Below are 18511 nucleotides of genomic sequence, written 5' to 3' on the forward strand. Positions count from 1 at the left end.
AACAATGAAAAATAAAACAATATTACATACAGCATTAATTTTATTGGTTGGTATAGTAAGTGCCTGTACCAAGTTAGATGAGAATGCGTACGATGAGATTCCTTCTGATAAATTTTACACGAATAAAAACGAAGTATTATCAGCTGTTTTACGCCCTTACACACACGCAAATGCCTGGGTAACGCCATCGGGACAAGACGGCTGGTGGAGGCCGGCAGAACTATCAGCAGATCAGCTGGCCTGGCCAACCAAAGGGCCGCATGGTGAAGATAGTGGAAAATGGAAGCGGTTGCATTATCATAGCTGGACAGTAGATGAAGCAGGTTTAAATAATGCATGGTCGCTAATTTATGGCGGTATCGGATATTGCAACGATCCTATAGCAAACATTAGCACACGCGATATTTCTACAATGGGGATTACCCAAAAGGAAAAAGATGAATTTATTTCCGAGTTAAAATTATTACGTGCATTTCATTATCTGAAACTAATGGATTTGTTTGGTGGAGTGCCTATAGTAACCGAACCTGCCGATCCTGCAAATCCGGTTTATCCAAGTACCTCAAGCAGAAAACAAGTATTTGATTTTGTGGAGAAAGAAATTAAAGACAATATTAATAACGTGCCGAAATTATCAAGGGCCATGTTAGGCAGGATGAGTCAGGCAAGCGGCTACGCCATGCTTGTAGAACTTTATTTAAATGCCGAAGTATGGTCGGGTACAGCCCGTTGGGATGATTGTATTGCTGCTGCTGATAAGTTGATCAACAATGAAGCTGGTGGGCAAAACGGAACCATGCAATTGGATACTACCATAACCGACCAGTTTAAAAACACCAACGATTTATCTAAAGAGGTCATCTTTTCTATTGCTTACGATTACACTAGAGCTAAATTCGAACCATCCTGGACAGGTGAATTTTATCATTTTGCCCAAAAAGATATTTATGGTGGCGGTAGAAACGGTAATGATGGTATTGTACTTATTCCTGGAGTTTATGATACTTATGAAGCAGACGACCGACGTAAAACAGAATGGTTGTTAATTGGTCCACAATACAAATTTGCCGATACTAACCTTAAAACAAGAGCAGTATTGGGCACAGTAGAGTACCAGGGTTTGCCTTTGGTTTTTGTAGATAATATCCGGAAAAACAAATCAGGTTCTACTGTTTCTAACATGAGTGAAGGAGAAGAAAATAGTGGTGTTCGTTTCAATAAATATAAACTCGGTAATTCAGTTCCTGGTTTTGTGATTAACGGCAAAGACACAACTGCTGTTCAGCCTGATCCTAACTATAACAATACAGACTGGAATGTTTACCGTTTAACGTGGATTTACTTTGCCAAAGCAGAAGCACTAATGCGTAAAAGCGGAGGTGTAGCTACGGCAGAAGCGGTAGCCTTGATTAATACAACAAAAAAACGGGCTTATACACCGGCTATACGCGAAGCTAAAGCTTATACAACTGCTACTTTAACTTTAGATGAGCTTTTGAAAGAACGCGGCAGAGAGTTTATTTTCGAGGGTTTCAGAAGAGATGATTTAATCCGTTTCGGGAAATTTGCAACCGGAACCTGGTGGGATCACACAGCCTCATCAGCAACCAAAGCATTATATCCGATTCCTCAGCGGCAACGGGACCTCAATCCTAAGCTGACCCAAAACCCAGGATATTAATTTTGATACAAAAGGCGCTTAACAGGCGCCTTTTGCTGTTTTACGCCTCATTTTTTTATCCTGCCTCCCTTTAATAACTGTTTCTAAAACGATTATCATAAAAAATGTTAAATTGCGTTTTTATAACGGGCAAAAAATTAAAAGCTATAATTTTTATTTAGCTTTGAATCGAGTAACTTAAAAGAATTCCAGCCAAATGAAATCGCTTTCTATCAAAGATATAGCCGTAAAAGCCAATGTATCCATTACCACAGTTTCGTTCATTATTAACGGTAAAGCAAAAGAAAAATCGATAAGCGAAGCAGTAATAGAGAAAGTAGAAAAAATTATCGAAGAAAGTGGTTATAAACCTAATCAGATTGCAAGAAGTTTAAGAACCGGTAACTCCAATATCATCGGCCTGATTATCGAAGATATTTCCAATTCATTCTTCTCCAGGATTGCCAGATTAATCGAAGACAAAGCTTATAAAAGAGGATATAAAATTATTTATTCCAGTACAGAAAACAGTATCGACAAGGCGAAGGAACTGATCAACATGTTCAAAACGCGAAAAGTTGATGCCTATATCATCTCTCCTATAAAAGGGATAGAAGAAGATATAAAAATGTTGTTGGAAGATGGTAATCCGGTAATCTTTTTTGATAGAAACCTGCCCGATATCAACACTAGCTACGTTGGAGCCGATCATTTTAATGCTTCATACCAATCAATACAGCATTTTATCGGTCAAGGTAAAAAGAACATCGCCCTGGTTACTACTGATATCAACGTAGAGCAGATAACAGCGCGTTATGATGGTTATAAAAAAGCATTAGAAGATCATGGAATCAAGTATGACGACAACCTGGTTTTAAAGATCCATTTTAACCAGGAAGAAAGCGAAACCATTGCTCAGGTTAAAGAACTTTTCGATAATAAAAAAATTGATGCAGTATTATTTGCAACCAATTATTTAGCAATCAGCGGATTAAAAGTATTGAAAAAGATCAATAAGAAAATAGGCGGGGATTTTGCTGTTATTGCATACGATGATCATGAAGCTTTCGAACTGCACACACCTGGTATTTCAGCAATTCAACAACCACTTGAGGAAATTGCAGAGAATGTAATTAAGCTGATTCTTAAACAATTGTCGACCAAAGCCAAACCCGAAAACCAGGAGATCATTATTCCAGCTAAATTAATCATAAGGGATTAAATTCAGTAACTTAAATATTACATTAAACTATTTTAATATGATATTTATTTCTCTAATATTGAATTAGTAAAACGTTTTACTTTAATTGAACACCAAACAACAATATTCCCATTTAATTTAGTGTTGATTTGACATTTTTTCTGTTGCAGAATTAAGAAATCAATTAAGGTCATTAAGTAAAACGATTTATTAATTGACCAAATATTAATTTATGAGAAAACTTTCCTTAGTAGCACTTTGTCTTTTTTTTAATTTAATTACTAAAGCACAAGATAAGGCACCTGCTTATCCGTTAATTACACATGATGCCTATTTCAGTATTTGGTCTTTCGGCGATGGGCTTAACCAATCTGTTACCAAACATTGGACCGGGAAGGAGCAATCTTTATTAGGTGTAATAAAGGTTGATGGCAAATATTACCGGTTTCTGGGCGAAAAAAGTAAAACTTTTAAAGACATACTTCCAGCAGCTGATGCATTAAAATATCAGGCCGGTTATCGCTTCGATAAACCTGAAGCAGGTTGGGAAAGCATTACATACAATGATAAGGACTGGAAAAAAGCCGAAGCTCCTTTTGGAGACGATAATTCTGCCAAAACAAAATGGAATAGTGATGATCTTTATTTCAGAAGAACCTTCGATGTGGCCAAAGTATCGGCTGCAAAAAAATACCTGAAACTCAATCACGATGATAATGTAATTGTTTATTTAAATGGTAAAATAATTTACAAAAAGAACGGATGGGTTTCTGATTATAGCTATTTGCCAATTGAAGATGGTATTTTAAAAACAGGAAAAAATGTACTGGCTATCCATTGTAAAAATACCGCTGGTGGCAGGCACCTGGATGCCGGGATAGTTGAAGAAGAGGCAGATCATCTAAACATTGCTCCAGCCACTCAAACCAATGTATCCATTCAGTCAACCACAACCAAATACACTTTTAGCTGTGGCCCGGTAGAACTACAGGTAGCTTTTACCTCCCCATTATTACTGAATGATATTAAATTAACCGCAAGGCCAATCAGTTATATTAATTATGCCGTTAAATCTACTGATGCCAGGCAGCACAGCGTAGCTATTTTCTTTGGGGCATCATCAAACCTAGCCGTGAATACACCAAATCAAAGCGTATCGGCTTGGAAGAGTTCAAAAAACAATCTCTCTATATTAAAAACAGGAACCGTAGAGCAGCCGGTGTTAAAGAAACGGGGAGACGACCTGCGCATTGATTGGGGCTATTTGTACCTGGCCGTTCCGGGCAGATTTAATGCCAGGCAATTTATAGCTCCGCAGAACGAAAGCTTAAAAGCTTTTATGGAGGCAAAATATCCAACTCAAAACCAGGTTTTAAATTCCAGGAACTTAAGTTTAAGTAGTGTTATTCCTTTCGGTTCGGTTTCTTCCACACCCGTAGATAAATATATGATGTTGGGGTATGATGACCTGAAATCAGTTGAATACTTTGGTGAAAAACTACAGCCTGTTTGGCGACAATCTGGTTCAAAGCAATTCGAAGATCAGTTGGCTGAGGCCAGTACCCAATATCCTGATTTAAAAAACAAGTGTGCCATTTTTGATGCCCAACTATATGCTGATGCAGAAAAAACTGGGGGAAAAGAATATGCCGAACTGTGTAAGCTAGCTTATAGACAGGCTATTGCTGCGCACAAAATCGTGTATGCCCCAAATGGCGATATTCTTTTTTTATCCAAAGAAAATTTCAGTAATGGCTCCATCAATACGGTAGATGTTACTTACCCTTCAGCACCGCAATTTTTGGTGTACAACCCTGAATTGTTAAAAGGCATGCTGAATGGTATTTTCTATTATTCAGAAAGTGGAAAATGGGAGAAACCTTTTGCCGCACATGATTTAGGTACTTATCCTTTGGCAAACGGCCAAACCTACGGTGAAGATATGCCGGTAGAAGAGGCTGGAAATATGATCATCTTAACTGCTGCTATTACCAGGGCAGAAGGAAATGCAAAATATGCAGGGAAACATTGGGAGGTAATGTCAGTATGGGCCAATTATTTACTAAGAGAAGGATTCGATCCTGCAAACCAGCTTTGTACCGATGATTTCGCAGGTCATTTGGCCAGAAATTCGAATTTATCGGTAAAGGCCATTGTGGCTTTAGGTGCTTATGCACAAATGGCGCAATTATTAGGCAAAGCTGATGTAGCTGCAAAATACAGAACGGCTGCTTTGCAAATGGCGCAGAACTGGATGAAAATGGCCGATGATGGCGATCATTATGCTTTAACCTTTAATGATAAAAATACCTGGAGCCAGAAATACAACCTCGTTTGGGACAAATTGTTAAAACTTAATCTTTTTCCTGGAGAAGTATACAAAAAGGAGATTAACTTTTATTTAACCAAGCAAAAGGATTTTGGATTGCCGTTGGATAGCCGCAGGACCTACACTAAATCGGATTGGATTATGTGGACTGCGACTTTGGCTGATAATGAAGCCGATTTCCAAAAATTTATAAGTCCGATATACCGTTATGTTACCAAAACAGAAAGCAAGGTGCCATTGAGCGATTGGCATGAAACCACCAATGGTAAAATGACCGGCTTCCAGGCCAGGAGTGTTGTGGGAGGTTATTTCATCAAAATGTTAGCTGATAAATGGAATATTAAATAAAATATTAGCCGCTTTGCCTGCAAGCATTTACCTCCGCAGGCAAAAGCTGATTTTTAAAAATACAGTTGATTTATATTGACTGAAAAGAACCAACACACACAAATGAAACTCAAATTAATCACATCAATTTTATGCTGCATTGCAGCCAAGGGGTTATTGGCGCAACAGAAGGATTTTGTCCATTATGTGAACACACTGCAGGGGACCAATTCTAAACATGAACTCACGCGGGGGAATACCTATCCTACTACTGCCTTGCCTTTTGGTATGCATACCTGGACGCCTCAAACCGGTCGGAATGGCGACGGATGGAAATACCAATACTTTAAAGACAAAATCAGGGGCTTTCAGCAAGCGCACCAATGCAGTTCGTGGACGAGAGATTATGCCGTATTTTCTTTAATGCCAGTGGTTGATGAGCTGATTGTAAATGAAGATAAACGCGAAACTAAATTTAGCCACCAGGATGAGATTGCTAAACCAAACTATTATAAAGTAACATTCGAAAACGATATCACCACCGAAATTTCACCATCTGAACGTGGTGCACACCTCAGGTTCAGCTATCCAAAAGGCAAAAGAAGCTTTTTAATTTTAGATGGTTATACCAGATTGAGCGGTGTTCAAATCTATCCTAAAGAAAATAAAATAACTGGTTGGGTAAACAATGGCGAAGGTTTTAAAAGGGGGTGGAAAAGTTATTTTGTAATCCGGTTCGATCAGCCAATTAAATCTTACGGTACATGGGAAAACAAACATAATACCATTGCAAAAGATTCCATTTCTGCTGAAGGATTAGGTAAGGGTGCATTTGTACAGTTCGAATCGGGCGCAAAAGTGCAGGTAAAGACAGCATCATCTTATATCAGTTTACAACAGGCCGAGCTTAATTTAAAACGAGAACTGGGCAACGATAAAACTTTGGAAGATACAAAAGCCAATGCTGCTGCGGTATGGAATAAATCGCTCGGAAAGATAGAAGTGGAAGGTGGATCGAAAGCAGATATGGAAACGTTTTATTCTTGCTTTTTCAGGGCAAGTTTGTTCTCCAGGAAGTTTTACGAAATTAACGAAGCTGGAAAACCATATTACTTTAGTCCGTATGATGGTAAAGTACATGATGGCTATATGTTTACCGATACAGGGTTTTGGGATACTTTCCGGGCCCAGTTTCCGCTAAATACACTGATACAGCCAGAAATGCATGGTCGTTATATGCAAGCCATGCTCGATGCCTACGTGCAATGCGGTTGGTTACCCTCATGGTCTTTCCCCAGCGAAGCCGGAAGTATGATCGGTAACCATGCTATTTCTTTGTTAGCAGATGCCTGGGCAAAAGGAATCAGAACATTTGATCCGAAAAAAGCTTTAGATGCCTATTATCACGAAGCGATGAACAAAGGGCCATGGGGACCGGCAAATGGCAGGGATGGCGTAATCGAGTATAACCAGTTGGGTTATGTTCCTTATCCAAAATATAGAGAAGCCACTGCAAAAACATTAGAATATGCTTACGATGATTATTGTGCTTACACTTTAGCCAAAATGATTGGCGATAAACATTATATGGAGGTTTTTGAGAAGCCGATGTTCAATTATAAAAATGTTTACGATCCGGCTACACGTTTTATGAGGGGAAGGAATGCGGAAGGCAAATGGTCGCCAAATTTCGATCCAACCGAATGGGGAGGTCCGTTTACTGAAGGAAATGCGTGGCATTGGCAATGGTCGGTTTTTCAGGATACCAAAGGTTTAATTAATTTGATGGGAGGAAGCAGCAATTTTATCTCAAAGTTAGATTCTGTTTTTAGTGAACCCAATAAAGTAAATGTGGGTTCGTACGGGGGGATGATTCATGAAATGACCGAAATGGTAATGGCCAATATGGGGCAGTATGCACATGGCAATCAACCCATACAGCACATGGTTTATTTATACAACTATGCCAACCAACCCTGGAAGGCACAATTTTATGCCCGCGAGGTGATGCATAAGCTGTATGATGCAACAGAAAATGGTTATCCTGGAGATGAAGATCAAGGGCAAACTTCTTCCTGGTATGTATTAAGCGCTTTAGGGTTTTATAGCGTAACCCCTGGTTCTGGCGAGTATGTTTTAGGAAGTCCGGTATTCAAAAAAACAACCATAAACTTAGAAAATGGCAAAAAATTCATCATTGAAGCACCTGCAAATGATATTCATCATGTTTATATAAAATCAGCAAGCTTAAATGGTAAAAATTATACCAAAAATTTTATAAATCATAGCGATTTGTTAAAAGGAGGGGTGTTAAAATTAGAGATGAATGTTAAACCTTCGTTAAATAGAGGGCTATCAGAAGAAGATAAGCCATTTTCAATCAGTAAATAGATATGGAATTGCTACTTTTGGCGAATTAATTCAGATTAATAAAGAATAGATAACAGAAATATATATAGAATGGAAAAGCCTGTTGCATTAGGTGTAGATATTGGCGGCTCGCATATAACGGCCGCATTGGTGGATTTGGAAACAAGAACTTTAGTGAAGAATTCTATCAAACGTAGCCCTGTGAATTCGCAGGAGAGTAAAGAAGTGATTTTATCGGCATGGTGCGATATCATCAATAAGGCTTTTAAAAATATTAAAAACGGTGCCCGGAATGTTGGAATTGCTATGCCAGGTCCGTTTAATTATAGTGAAGGCATTTCATTAATTAAAGATCAGGATAAGTTTAAATCACTTTACCAGATCAATGTAAAAGAAGAATTGTCTGAAAGATTGGATATCCCTGCAGAGCATATTCACTTTATAAACGATGCGGCAGGTTTTTTACAAGGTGAGGTTTTTGCCGGCGCTGCCAAAGGAAATGGGAGTGTATTGGGCTTAACGCTTGGTACCGGACTGGGTTCATCGCTTTGTCTCAATCATAAAGCTTTTGATGCTGACCTCTGGAACTCCGAATTTTTAGACGGAATTGCGGAAGATTACCTTTCTACGCGCTGGTTCGTAAAACGTTTTAACCAGCTTAGCGGCAAAACGGTAGACGGGGTGAAAGAACTGGTGGAATTAATAGAAACAGATCATTTCGCGACCATGGTTTTTATGGAATTTGGCTATAACCTGGCTCAGTTCCTGATCCCTATTATTAAGGAGCACAAAATAGACACTGTAATAGTTGGTGGTAATATTGCCCAATCTTTTAACGCATTTGCCCCAGAATTAATTGCAACACTTAAAGGAAATGGAATAGATACTGAAATCAAAATTTCAGAACTTAAAGAACATGCAGCGTTAATTGGTGCTGCGAGTTGCTGCGATATGAGTTTAACTTAACGTATTTGCCATAATAGCTCACAATATTTTAAACTTATTCTAAAATAATCGCAGAATTGCAATTTTCATAATGTAATTCTGCGGTATATCTCCACTTTTTCTTTTTTCTTAAAAAATAGTGCTTTTCACAAGATTTTTATTACTATAATTTAATCCATATAGGCTACTGTCCGTAATTTCCGGAGATTAACTTTGATAAAAAAATAAAATAATTTTTGATTTATTAATAATATGCTTATTATTGTTTAATAAAACGTTTTAGTATTCAATTAATTAAACATTTTAGTTTATTACAACAAGTGTTGATCACCAGATCAGGGCTTTTTTTATCTGACATTACTAAAACGTTTTAGTGTATTAAACTAACTATCTATTCATGTACAAATAAAAAGGAGAATCCAATGAAGTAAAATTTACATTTTAACATGTCCTCTTGCGCCTCCAACGGAAACCAAACCAAACTAAAACCCATTTATGAACAAAAAAACATCCGACCAGAATTGGCCATGTCTTTGGCAATACCAATGTTTTTTCTCGCCTTAAGAAGCCAGCACATAAGGTAGGTGTATAAGCTAACCCCTCCTTAAAATCAATTTAAACTCCTGATCATTCATTGATCTGCGATTAACTATTGCACATTTTAATAACCACCAAACTATAAATTAATCAATTATGAATCTTTTAAAAATTACCAGGAGCACTTTCGGACTCTGTGTTGCCCTGGTTTTACTTTTTGGATGCGGTAAAGAAGAATATCCTGCAGTGGATCTTTTTACCTGGAAAGCCAAAGTAGATGTAACGGCAAAAGCCGCACTTTCTGTTAACATTGAGAGTTCCGGAGGATCAGCAGGTGCAGAGGGATCTGCAAAGGTGGTTGATAATGATCCAGCCACAAAATTCCTGATCAACCCTTATCAGAACAACTTTTATTTGCAGTTATCTTTTGCTGCTCCTCAACAGGTTGCCTCTTACACCTTAACATCAGGTAACGATGCTCCGGGCAGAGATCCGAAAAACTGGAAATTAAGCGGTTCTTTGGATGGCACCAATTGGGTAGATCTGGATACCAGAAATGGCGAAACATTTTCAGGTCGTAACATGCTGAAAACCTATAGCTTCAAAAACAAAGTTTTGTATAAGCATTACAGGTTAAGCATTACAGCAATTGGTAGCGGTTCATTATTTCAGTTGTCAGAATGGCGTGTAATCGAAGTGCCAGAGGAGCAACAGTAGCTTTCAATCCAACTTCTGTAAATAAGATACACAAAGATTTATTCAGCCGGTTCAATAGGTTAGGCAATAAATCTATTTCAATTGATCAATAGACCTATAACAGTAATCTGTTAACAACAAATGAATTTTATGATGAAAAAAATACAAATTTAACTGGAGGCAGGCTCAGGCTTAAAGATTGTGCTTTTAAGGCTATCGCTTTTACTTTAGCTTTAAGCAGTAGTTTTTACGCAACAGCTAATGCTTCAGCGATTAATATAAACAGTTCGGTTTCAGTTAATCAAGCCAAGGCCGATATTGTGATACGTGGTATCATTAAAGATGAGGCAGGTTTGCCACTACCTGGAGCAGGTGTTAAGGTGAAAGGTAGTTCTACCAGTGCAGCTGCAGATGTAAACGGAGCTTTTACCATTACCGTTCCTGATCAAAATACAGTTTTGATTATAACTTATGTTGGTTATGATACCAAAGAAATTACAGTTGGTACCCAAACCACATTGGATATCCGTTTAAAGGAAACAACAGGTTCTGATTTACAGGAAGTTGCCATTGTAGGTTTCGGTGTGCAGAAAAAGGAAAGTTTAGTAGGTGCACAGTCATCGGTAAACGTTGCAGATTTGAAACAACCGGTTTCCAGTATGAGTCAATTATTGGCAGGTCGTATCCCGGGTGTAATTAATGTATCAAGGAATGGCGAGCCAGGTGCAACCGGATCAGATATCTTCATACGCGGTATATCTTCATTGTCATCTGGCGATAGAAGCCCGCTTGTGATTATTGATGGTGTTCCTAACCGTAACTTAAATGATATCAGTGTTTACGATGTAGAAAACTTCACTGTACTGAAAGATGCAGCTGCCACAGCGGTATATGGTATCCGTGGTGCAAACGGTGTAATCTTGATCAATACGAAACAAGGAAAAACCGGTTCACCGAGAATTAACGTAGAATATTACGAAGGGATAAGCCGTTTCACCAAAAGACCACAATTGATTGACGGTGTTAATTACATGAACTTAGCTAATGAGGCCAAATACTCTGATTATTTGAGAGGAGGAGCTGCAGGTGCATTTACACCAGCATACTCGATAGATGCGGTTCAAAAAACTGCTGCCGGTACCGATCCGATTCTTTACCCGAATGTAAACTGGTTTGATGCCATTTATAACGATTTTGGTAGAAACAGATCAGCAACGGCCAACCTGTCGGGTGGTGTAAGCAATGCAAAATATTATGTATCATTAGGTTATTATGGTGAAGATGGTTTATTTAAAACCGATGAAGCTGTAAATTCTGCTGTTAAACAAAACTATGGCCGCTATAATGTTAGTGCAAACTTAAACTGGGATATTACCGGTACCACCAAGTTAGATTTAGGGATCAAGGGTATTTTGGGGCAAAATAATTATCCAAGTAACTTGCTTGCACAGGATATTTTCAGTCAGGCCTTTTTAATTAACCCTACCTCTTTTCCAGTGCTTTATCCAAATGGCAGTTTACCCGGCATCAGCCCGCAAGCCGATCAGCGTAACCCTTATGGTGATGTTACGAGAAATGGATATAGAACCAGTTACACTAACCAGTTGTATTCAAATATCCGTTTAACACAGGATTTAAAAGAAGTAACACCTGGTTTGTCGGTTACCACCATGTTTTCTTTTGATGTGAATAATACCAACGGAATTAACAGGACGAAAAGAGAGAGCTTGTACAGGATTAACCCCAGCGATCCTTACATCACTCCGGGAGATCCAAATTCAGGTTATAAATATGGTTTAGTTTTACAGGGACAAGACTTTTTAAACTACAACTATGATAATGGTGGTGACAAGAAAATGTACTTTGAAGGAGCTGTTAACTATAACCGTACCTTTGGCAAACATGCTGTAAGCGGCTTATTGTTGTATAATCAAAATGATAATACTAAAGCTTCTGCACCTAACCTAACACTATCACTTCCTTACCGCTTACAAGGTTTAGTAAGTCGTGCTACTTATGCTTACGATAATAAGTATTTCTTTGAATTTAACATGGGTTATAATGGTTCAGAAAACTTTGCTCCAAATAAACGTTATGGATTTTTCCCGGCTGTTGGACTGGGATGGTTGCTTTCGAGTGAGAAATTTTTCGAACCGCTTAAAAATGCTATCCAGATGGTCAAATTCCGTTATTCTGACGGTATTGTGGGTAGTGGAGGCAGTGGCAATAGTTATGCAGATAACGAAGGGCAACGATTCTATTATTTGACTAAAGTTGGGGATGCGGGTGATTATACTTTTGGCCAAAATGGAAATCTTGGAACGAACGGTTTAGGTGTAACGGCTTATGGTGTAGATGTAACCTGGGCGGAAACACGTAAACAGGATTTGGGTTTTGAATTAAAAACGTTGAATAACAACTTATCGTTAATCGTCGATTTTTATAAAGAAAGAAGAAAGAACCAATTTATCAGTAGGGGTACAGTACCGAATTATATCGGTTTGGCCAATACACCAATTGGTAACCTAGGTATTGTTGATAACAAAGGTATAGATGGTACCATCCAATATGATACACAATTCGGTAAAGATTGGTCGCTTAATTTAAGAGCTAACTTTACTTACAATAAAGATAAAGTAATCGAGAATGATCAGGCACCGAAACCTTATCCCTGGATGGAGCAACGCGGTTATAATGTTTTAGCTGCCACACGTGTTGGTTATATTGCCGAAAAGTTATTCGATAGCCAGGCAGAGATCAATGCAAGTCCAACACAATTTGGTACGCTAATGCCAGGAGATATCAAGTATAAAGATTTAAATGGTGATGGTAAAATCGATTCATTTGATCAGACGATAATCGGTAGGGGTGATATTCCTAGCACAACCTATGGTTTCGGTTTCTCGTTAACTTACAAAAACTTCGATTTTGGTTTGTTCTTCCAGGGACAGGACAATGCTGATGTTATTTTAAATATTCCTTCATTCGCCAACTCGGGTGGTTTGGGTAATATGCTCGCCGTAGCTGCAGATCGCTGGACACCAACAAATCCTCGTCAGGATGCAGTTTATCCTCGTTTATCTTATGGTGGCACGAATAACAACAACTATCAATCGAGTACCTGGTGGAAGCGCGACATCAGCTTCCTGAGGTTAAAAAACGCAGATTTGGGTTACACACTTAAGGAAGGTATAAAATCTATTGGCGTTAAACGCTTAAGGGTCTATGCAACAGGTTATAATGTGTTTACCATTAGCAAGTTTAAGCTTTGGGATCCTGAACTTGGTACTAATAACGGTACACGGTACCCACTAACCTCTAATTATTCTTTAGGTCTTACCGCTAATTTTTAAAATAAAAAGAATGAAAAAATATTGATATATACAGTTGGCGCATTACTGATCGTTGGTAATTATGGCTGTAAGAAATTTTTAAATCAAGTACCTGATGATAGGCTAACCTTCGATCAGATGTATGAAAAAAGTCTACTGTTGATCAGGCATTGGCAAACGTTTATTCTACACTTCCTGATCAGGATCAGGACCGCTCACCATCAGCAGGTGGAAACATTGGTCCGTGGACAGCTGCTTCTGATGAGGCGGATTACACCTTGCCAAACTTTAGCGAAAACGTAAATTCGGGTGCATGGGATGCAACAAGTGGCGCGGTAAACTACCATTGGCAAAGGTTTTATCAGGGAATACAATCTGCCAGTTCTTTTATGGCAAATATTAACAGGTGTACCGATTGTAACATTGGCGGAATTGATATTGTTAACCGATACTATAGCGAAGCCAGGGCTTTAAGAGCCATTTATTATTATTATTTAGTGAGGCAGTATGGCCCTGTAATTTTATTGGGCAATGATCCAATCGCATCTGACGCCCCACTACCGGAAATCAGTAAGCCGCGTAATTCAATGGATGAATGTATCGATTATATCGTAAGTGAATTAGAGGCAGCAAGCTCGCGTTTACCCGCAACGCCACAAGCGAGCCAGGATTACGGACATATCACTGCTTCAGTTGCTGATGCCTACAAAATAAAAGCATTATTAACCGCTGCACGTCCATTATTTAATGGAAACACCGATTATGCCAGTCTTAAAAACCAGGATGGTAAACAATTAATCAGCCAAACTGCTGATGTTGCAAAATGGACAAAAGTGGCAACTGCTGCAAAAGTATTTTTAACCAACTCCCGTTATGCAAATTATGCACTTTATAATGTTACTGCTACCCCTGCTGGTTTGCCGGATAATGTTTTTAATAGGGCTTTCATTGCTACAAGAGATGTGTTTTTGAACGGCTGGAACTCAGAAATTATTTTTGGCAGGGGAGGTGATGTTACGCTTTATCAATATTCATTGGCACCAAATCACAACGGAGCTTCCGGTGGCGACAAAGGCGGGTCTTTCTTGTCTCCTTCGCAACAACTGGTAGATGCTTATTTTACAGCAAATGGATTACCAATTGAAAATGATCCGACTTATACTGCAAGTGGTACCTCGGCTTATCAGGCGCCAGATCCGAATGATCAGGATGGACCAAGGACAATTAGCAATATGTATGTTAATCGCGAGCCTCGTTTTTATGCAAATATTACGTATAGCGGGCGTAAGTGGATCAATCCATCATCAAATATTATCACCAGTTTTGAATTTAATGGTAATGCCGGCAAAAATGCTATTGCCAATAACGATTATACTAAAACAGGTTATACTTCAAGAAAGCATTTAACTGTTGCAGGTTGGACAGAAGGTAGACCTATTTTTACCATGATCAGATTAGCAGAGATCTATTTGGATTATATTGAGGCACTGCAGGAGTCGAATCCTTCAGATCCTGATATCTTGATTTATTTGAACAAGATCCGTGTTAGAGCGGGTATAGCACCTTACGGAAGTGGCGCTGGCGCATTACCTGTACCAACCGATATGAGAGATGCTATCCGCAGAGAAAGACGTGTTGAACTGGCTTTTGAACTAGACCGCTATTTCTATACCAGGGAGTGGAAAATTGCAGAAACGACCGATACGCAGATCAAGGGTTTAAACATTACCCAAAATGCACCAGGATTTTTTACACCTGTGGTTACCGAAAACAGGGTTTTCCAAAAGAAACATTATTTATGGCCTATACCAAATGGCGAAATTCAAAAAGTTCCTGTAATTGTACAAAATACAGGCTGGTAAATACTTATGGCACCGGGTGTTTCACCCGGTGCTTTTTTTAACATTAATACTAGCGCTATGAAAAATATTTTATCGTTATCCGCAATTGTACTATTTGCTGTATTAGCTTGCAACAGTAAAAAAGCACCAGTAGAAACCGTAAAGCCCGCGCCGCCGTTGGTAGAAAGTGTAGATACACCAGATGCGCCACCTAAAACATGGAAAGAGCATTGGTTTGAGCATGTGCAATTGCTGAACCGGGTTTATTATGATACCAGTGTAGTGGTTTACTACGATGGCGATGTTAAACCAACTATTGCCTGGCCAAAAACATACATGGCAGAAGCCTGGAACTATACCAAAAAAACTTACGGCAAGTTTGGAGAGGATAGCCGCTTATTTGTAATTTATCATGCAGGTAAATATAGCGGAGGTCATCCGGGTACTTATCTCGATGCAGGGCATGATTATAGAAACGTAACCGATTGCGGTGCCAGCAGTCTCGATGCCTGGACTACCGGCATTGATAATGATATTGATTTGTCTACCCACGAAATCGGTCACATTGTAGAAGGAGCATCAAAAGGAGTAAAAGAATCGCCGGCTTTCGATATCTGGCATGATAGTAAGTGGATGGAGATTTATCAATACGATGTGTATTTAGGCTTAAACAGAACCGACGATGCGCAACGTTGGTACAATAAAATGATGACTGTTACTGACAGTTACCCTAAAGCAGGAACACAATGGTTCAAAAATTGGTTTCTTCCAATTTATGATAACTATGGTAAAGCAAAGGTTTTAAATGGTTTCTTTACCTTATTGTCTCAACAATTTCCTAAACAACAACTCATTGTACAAGGTAAAAGCTATCAACAATATACCCGGAAAATGAATTTTGGTGAATTTATTCATTTTTGGAGCGGTGCAGCAAAATCAGATCTGGCACCGCTGGCATTAACGGCTTTTGGACCAAAGGACGAAAAAGGAGCAGACTGGGCCCCAATGCTGGCGAAGGCTAAAACCGATTTTCCTAACATAAACTATTAAGATTTAATTACGATGAAAGATTCAGGATAACAGCCCTGGATCTTTACTTTTTATCAAAAACACATATATAGAACCAAATGATTAAGAAAATTTTAGTCCTCGCATTGGCATCATTCTTAGCAGGTACTACTGTTGCTCAAAACAGAGAAAGAGAATATAAAATTACCATCAATAACAAAGACAGTATAACAAATGCCTTGATTAATGCTAAACTTAAGGCCGCTTTTTTTCAGGTTTACCCAAAATTTGCCCAGGCAGATGGATACCGTACCAAAAGAAATGTAGTGTTAGATTTAGTAACGGAAGAAACACCAACAATACAAGCTAAAGCCGGAGAAATTAAAGTAAACAGTCAATGGGTTAAAAATAAATCGCAAAAGAGAATCCAAAAGGAACTATTTACCGCACTTTCAAAAAACTGGGTTTCTTACAGTAAAGAAAAACATAAAGGTTATGAATTAACATTTATCAGTAAAGACCCGGATTTAGATCCAATGGTAAGGAAGAAGTTAATTGCCACTTATTTCGAAATCTATCCAACTTTAGTTAAAACATTTAACGAGAAATCTACACACGATGTGCTTTTTGTGGTAGATACAGCTTATAAAGCAGTTGCAGAAGCAAGCGGAAACAGAATTTTATTTAGTGCTGGTTACATGAAAGCACACCCAACCGATATTGATGTGGTAACACACGAAACCATGCATATTGTGCAGGGTTATGGCTATAGTGCCGGCCCGGTTTGGCTAACTGAAGGCATTGCGGATTATGTGCGCTATAAATATGGGGTTGATAATGTAGGATCAAAATGGAGTTTGCCAGCCTACAATGAGAAACAGAGTTACACCAATAGTTACAGGATCACTGCGCGCTTTTTTGCCTGGTTAGAACAGAATGTAAAACCTGGTTTAATTGCTGCGTTAGATCAGCAACTAAGAGCGCATCAATACACACAAGAATCATGGACAGACCTAACCGGAAAGACCTTAGATCAGCTTTGGGCTGATTATGGTAAGGAACCACAAAAAGTAAACCTTACTTATAGCAGTAAAGAATAAGAAATTTATCTACACAGAACGATCCGATAGCCTATCAGATGAACCGCAGTGGAATGGAAATCCTTCGACTCCGCTATCAATGACAGATTTAAAAAATCGACGTCATTTCGACTGAAGCGCAGCGAAATGGAGAAATCTTTGAACTATGTTAAAAGATTTCTGCACTGCGGTAGAAATGACGTCCCTTGTATATCTGTCATCAACACTCCGATGTATTGAAAAATCCTAACTTCTACCATTGACATACTCTAAAAAAGGTAGTCATCTCGATCGGAGCAACGCGAAGTGGAGAGATCTATCAAAACAGATTTAGCTTCGCAGAGCTTTCGGGTTTTCGATTCCGTTGCACTCCGGCCGAAACGACAACCGCTGTTATGTAAAAATAACCATCACTAAAGTAAAATTTTTGATCATTTACTAAAACGTTTTACATATTATATTTATTTTGCAGAACTAAACATGGCTAACCAAAATAATAATAACACAGATAAATGAAAAAAACAGCTATTCTTTCAATTTTCGTAATGTTTGTTTCCACGTTTTCATTGCAATCAAAAGCACAGGAAATTACCAAAAAGAGCGGTTACACTTTATCTTTCGAAAGCAATTTTGCGGCGCTGGATCCACAATTGAAAAAGCGCTTAATTAAGACCTTTTTTAATGTTTATCCAAAACTGGCAAAAGAATACAATCCATCAACCATTAAAGTGGTAAAGTTTTTTGTTGATACAGCTTATGATGGCGTTGCCGCGACTGCTGATGGAAAAGTAACCTTCAGTTCTATCTGGATGATTAAACATCCCGAAGATATTGATGTGGTTACCCACGAAGTAATGCACATTGTGCAGGATTATGGTCGGAGCGTTGGGCCAGGTTGGTTAACAGAAGGTATTGCGGATTATGCCCGTTATAAATTCGGTGTAGATAATGCAGGCGCTAAATGGTCTTTACCTGCTTTAAAACCAGATCATAGTTATAAAAATAGCTACCGTATTACTGCTGCATTTTTTGCCTGGATGGAAAAAAGTATAAAACCTGGGATTATTAAAACCGTTGATGCTTCTTTAAGAGATCATACTTATACTAAAGATATCTGGACAAAATTAACCGGTAAAGATTTGGATGCGCTTTGGGCAGATTATGTTAAAAATTCTGAAGTTTAAAA

11 protein-coding genes are annotated in these 18511 nt (G+C 38.5%); all 11 read left to right on the forward strand.

What is annotated here, in order from left to right:
• The first annotated feature begins 4 nt into the window (after positions 1-4).
• The 11 genes from ACQ86H_RS05355 to ACQ86H_RS05405 all read left to right on the forward strand — a co-directional run bounded on the left by ACQ86H_RS05355 (position 5) and on the right by ACQ86H_RS05405 (position 18509).
• Entirely contained in the window at positions 5-1681 is a 1677-nt protein-coding gene (locus tag ACQ86H_RS05355; protein WP_431294073.1) for a RagB/SusD family nutrient uptake outer membrane protein, read from the forward strand.
• Positions 1682-1877: 196 nt separating this feature from the next.
• On the forward strand, positions 1878-2882 hold the full coding sequence (locus ACQ86H_RS05360) for a LacI family DNA-binding transcriptional regulator (RefSeq protein ID WP_431294074.1): 1005 nt from the start codon (positions 1878-1880) through the stop codon (positions 2880-2882).
• Positions 2883-3093: 211 nt separating this feature from the next.
• On the forward strand, positions 3094-5538 hold the full coding sequence (locus ACQ86H_RS05365; protein WP_431294075.1) for a glutaminase domain-containing protein: 2445 nt from the start codon (positions 3094-3096) through the stop codon (positions 5536-5538).
• 102 nt (positions 5539-5640) lie between these two features.
• On the forward strand, positions 5641-7908 hold the full coding sequence (locus ACQ86H_RS05370; RefSeq protein WP_431294076.1) for a GH92 family glycosyl hydrolase: 2268 nt from the start codon (positions 5641-5643) through the stop codon (positions 7906-7908).
• A gap of 69 nt (positions 7909-7977) precedes the next feature.
• Positions 7978-8853 carry an ROK family protein gene (locus tag ACQ86H_RS05375; protein ID WP_431294077.1) on the forward strand — a complete coding sequence of 292 codons (876 nt, stop codon included), beginning with the start codon at positions 7978-7980 and terminating at the stop codon, positions 8851-8853.
• A 672-nt stretch (positions 8854-9525) separates the two neighbouring features.
• On the forward strand, positions 9526-10086 hold the full coding sequence (locus ACQ86H_RS05380) for a discoidin domain-containing protein (RefSeq protein ID WP_431294078.1): 561 nt from the start codon (positions 9526-9528) through the stop codon (positions 10084-10086).
• Positions 10087-10385: 299 nt separating this feature from the next.
• Positions 10386-13418 carry a SusC/RagA family TonB-linked outer membrane protein gene (locus tag ACQ86H_RS05385; RefSeq protein WP_431294079.1) on the forward strand — a complete coding sequence of 1011 codons (3033 nt, stop codon included), beginning with the start codon at positions 10386-10388 and terminating at the stop codon, positions 13416-13418.
• 149 nt (positions 13419-13567) lie between these two features.
• On the forward strand, positions 13568-15259 hold the full coding sequence (locus ACQ86H_RS05390; protein WP_431294080.1) for a RagB/SusD family nutrient uptake outer membrane protein: 1692 nt from the start codon (positions 13568-13570) through the stop codon (positions 15257-15259).
• A gap of 57 nt (positions 15260-15316) precedes the next feature.
• Positions 15317-16288, forward strand: a complete 972-nt coding sequence (locus tag ACQ86H_RS05395; RefSeq protein ID WP_431294081.1) for a hypothetical protein — start codon at positions 15317-15319, stop codon at positions 16286-16288.
• A gap of 77 nt (positions 16289-16365) precedes the next feature.
• Positions 16366-17346, forward strand: a complete 981-nt coding sequence (locus ACQ86H_RS05400; RefSeq protein ID WP_431294082.1) for a basic secretory protein-like protein — start codon at positions 16366-16368, stop codon at positions 17344-17346.
• 491 nt (positions 17347-17837) lie between these two features.
• Positions 17838-18509, forward strand: a complete 672-nt coding sequence (locus ACQ86H_RS05405; protein WP_431294083.1) for a basic secretory protein-like protein — start codon at positions 17838-17840, stop codon at positions 18507-18509.
• The last annotated feature ends 2 nt before the right edge of the window (positions 18510-18511 follow it).

The sequence above is a fragment of the Pedobacter sp. P26 genome (genome assembly GCF_050632135.1).
In the GTDB taxonomy this organism is placed as follows: Bacteria; Bacteroidota; Bacteroidia; order Sphingobacteriales; family Sphingobacteriaceae; genus Pedobacter.

Excerpts from the sequence above, each read along its gene's own strand:
- ACQ86H_RS05360 (WP_431294074.1), top strand. The coding sequence starts at position 1,878 with ATGAAATCGCTTTCTATCAAAGATATAGCCGTAAAAGCCAATGTATCC.
- ACQ86H_RS05400 (WP_431294082.1), top strand. The coding sequence starts at position 16,366 with ATGATTAAGAAAATTTTAGTCCTCGCATTGGCATCATTCTTAGCAGGT.
- ACQ86H_RS05405 (WP_431294083.1), top strand. The coding sequence starts at position 17,838 with ATGAAAAAAACAGCTATTCTTTCAATTTTCGTAATGTTTGTTTCCACG.
- ACQ86H_RS05375 (WP_431294077.1), top strand. The coding sequence starts at position 7,978 with ATGGAAAAGCCTGTTGCATTAGGTGTAGATATTGGCGGCTCGCATATA.
- ACQ86H_RS05380 (WP_431294078.1), top strand. The coding sequence starts at position 9,526 with ATGAATCTTTTAAAAATTACCAGGAGCACTTTCGGACTCTGTGTTGCC.
- ACQ86H_RS05365 (WP_431294075.1), top strand. The coding sequence starts at position 3,094 with ATGAGAAAACTTTCCTTAGTAGCACTTTGTCTTTTTTTTAATTTAATT.
- ACQ86H_RS05370 (WP_431294076.1), top strand. The coding sequence starts at position 5,641 with ATGAAACTCAAATTAATCACATCAATTTTATGCTGCATTGCAGCCAAG.
- ACQ86H_RS05355 (WP_431294073.1), top strand. The coding sequence starts at position 5 with ATGAAAAATAAAACAATATTACATACAGCATTAATTTTATTGGTTGGT.
- ACQ86H_RS05395 (WP_431294081.1), top strand. The coding sequence starts at position 15,317 with ATGAAAAATATTTTATCGTTATCCGCAATTGTACTATTTGCTGTATTA.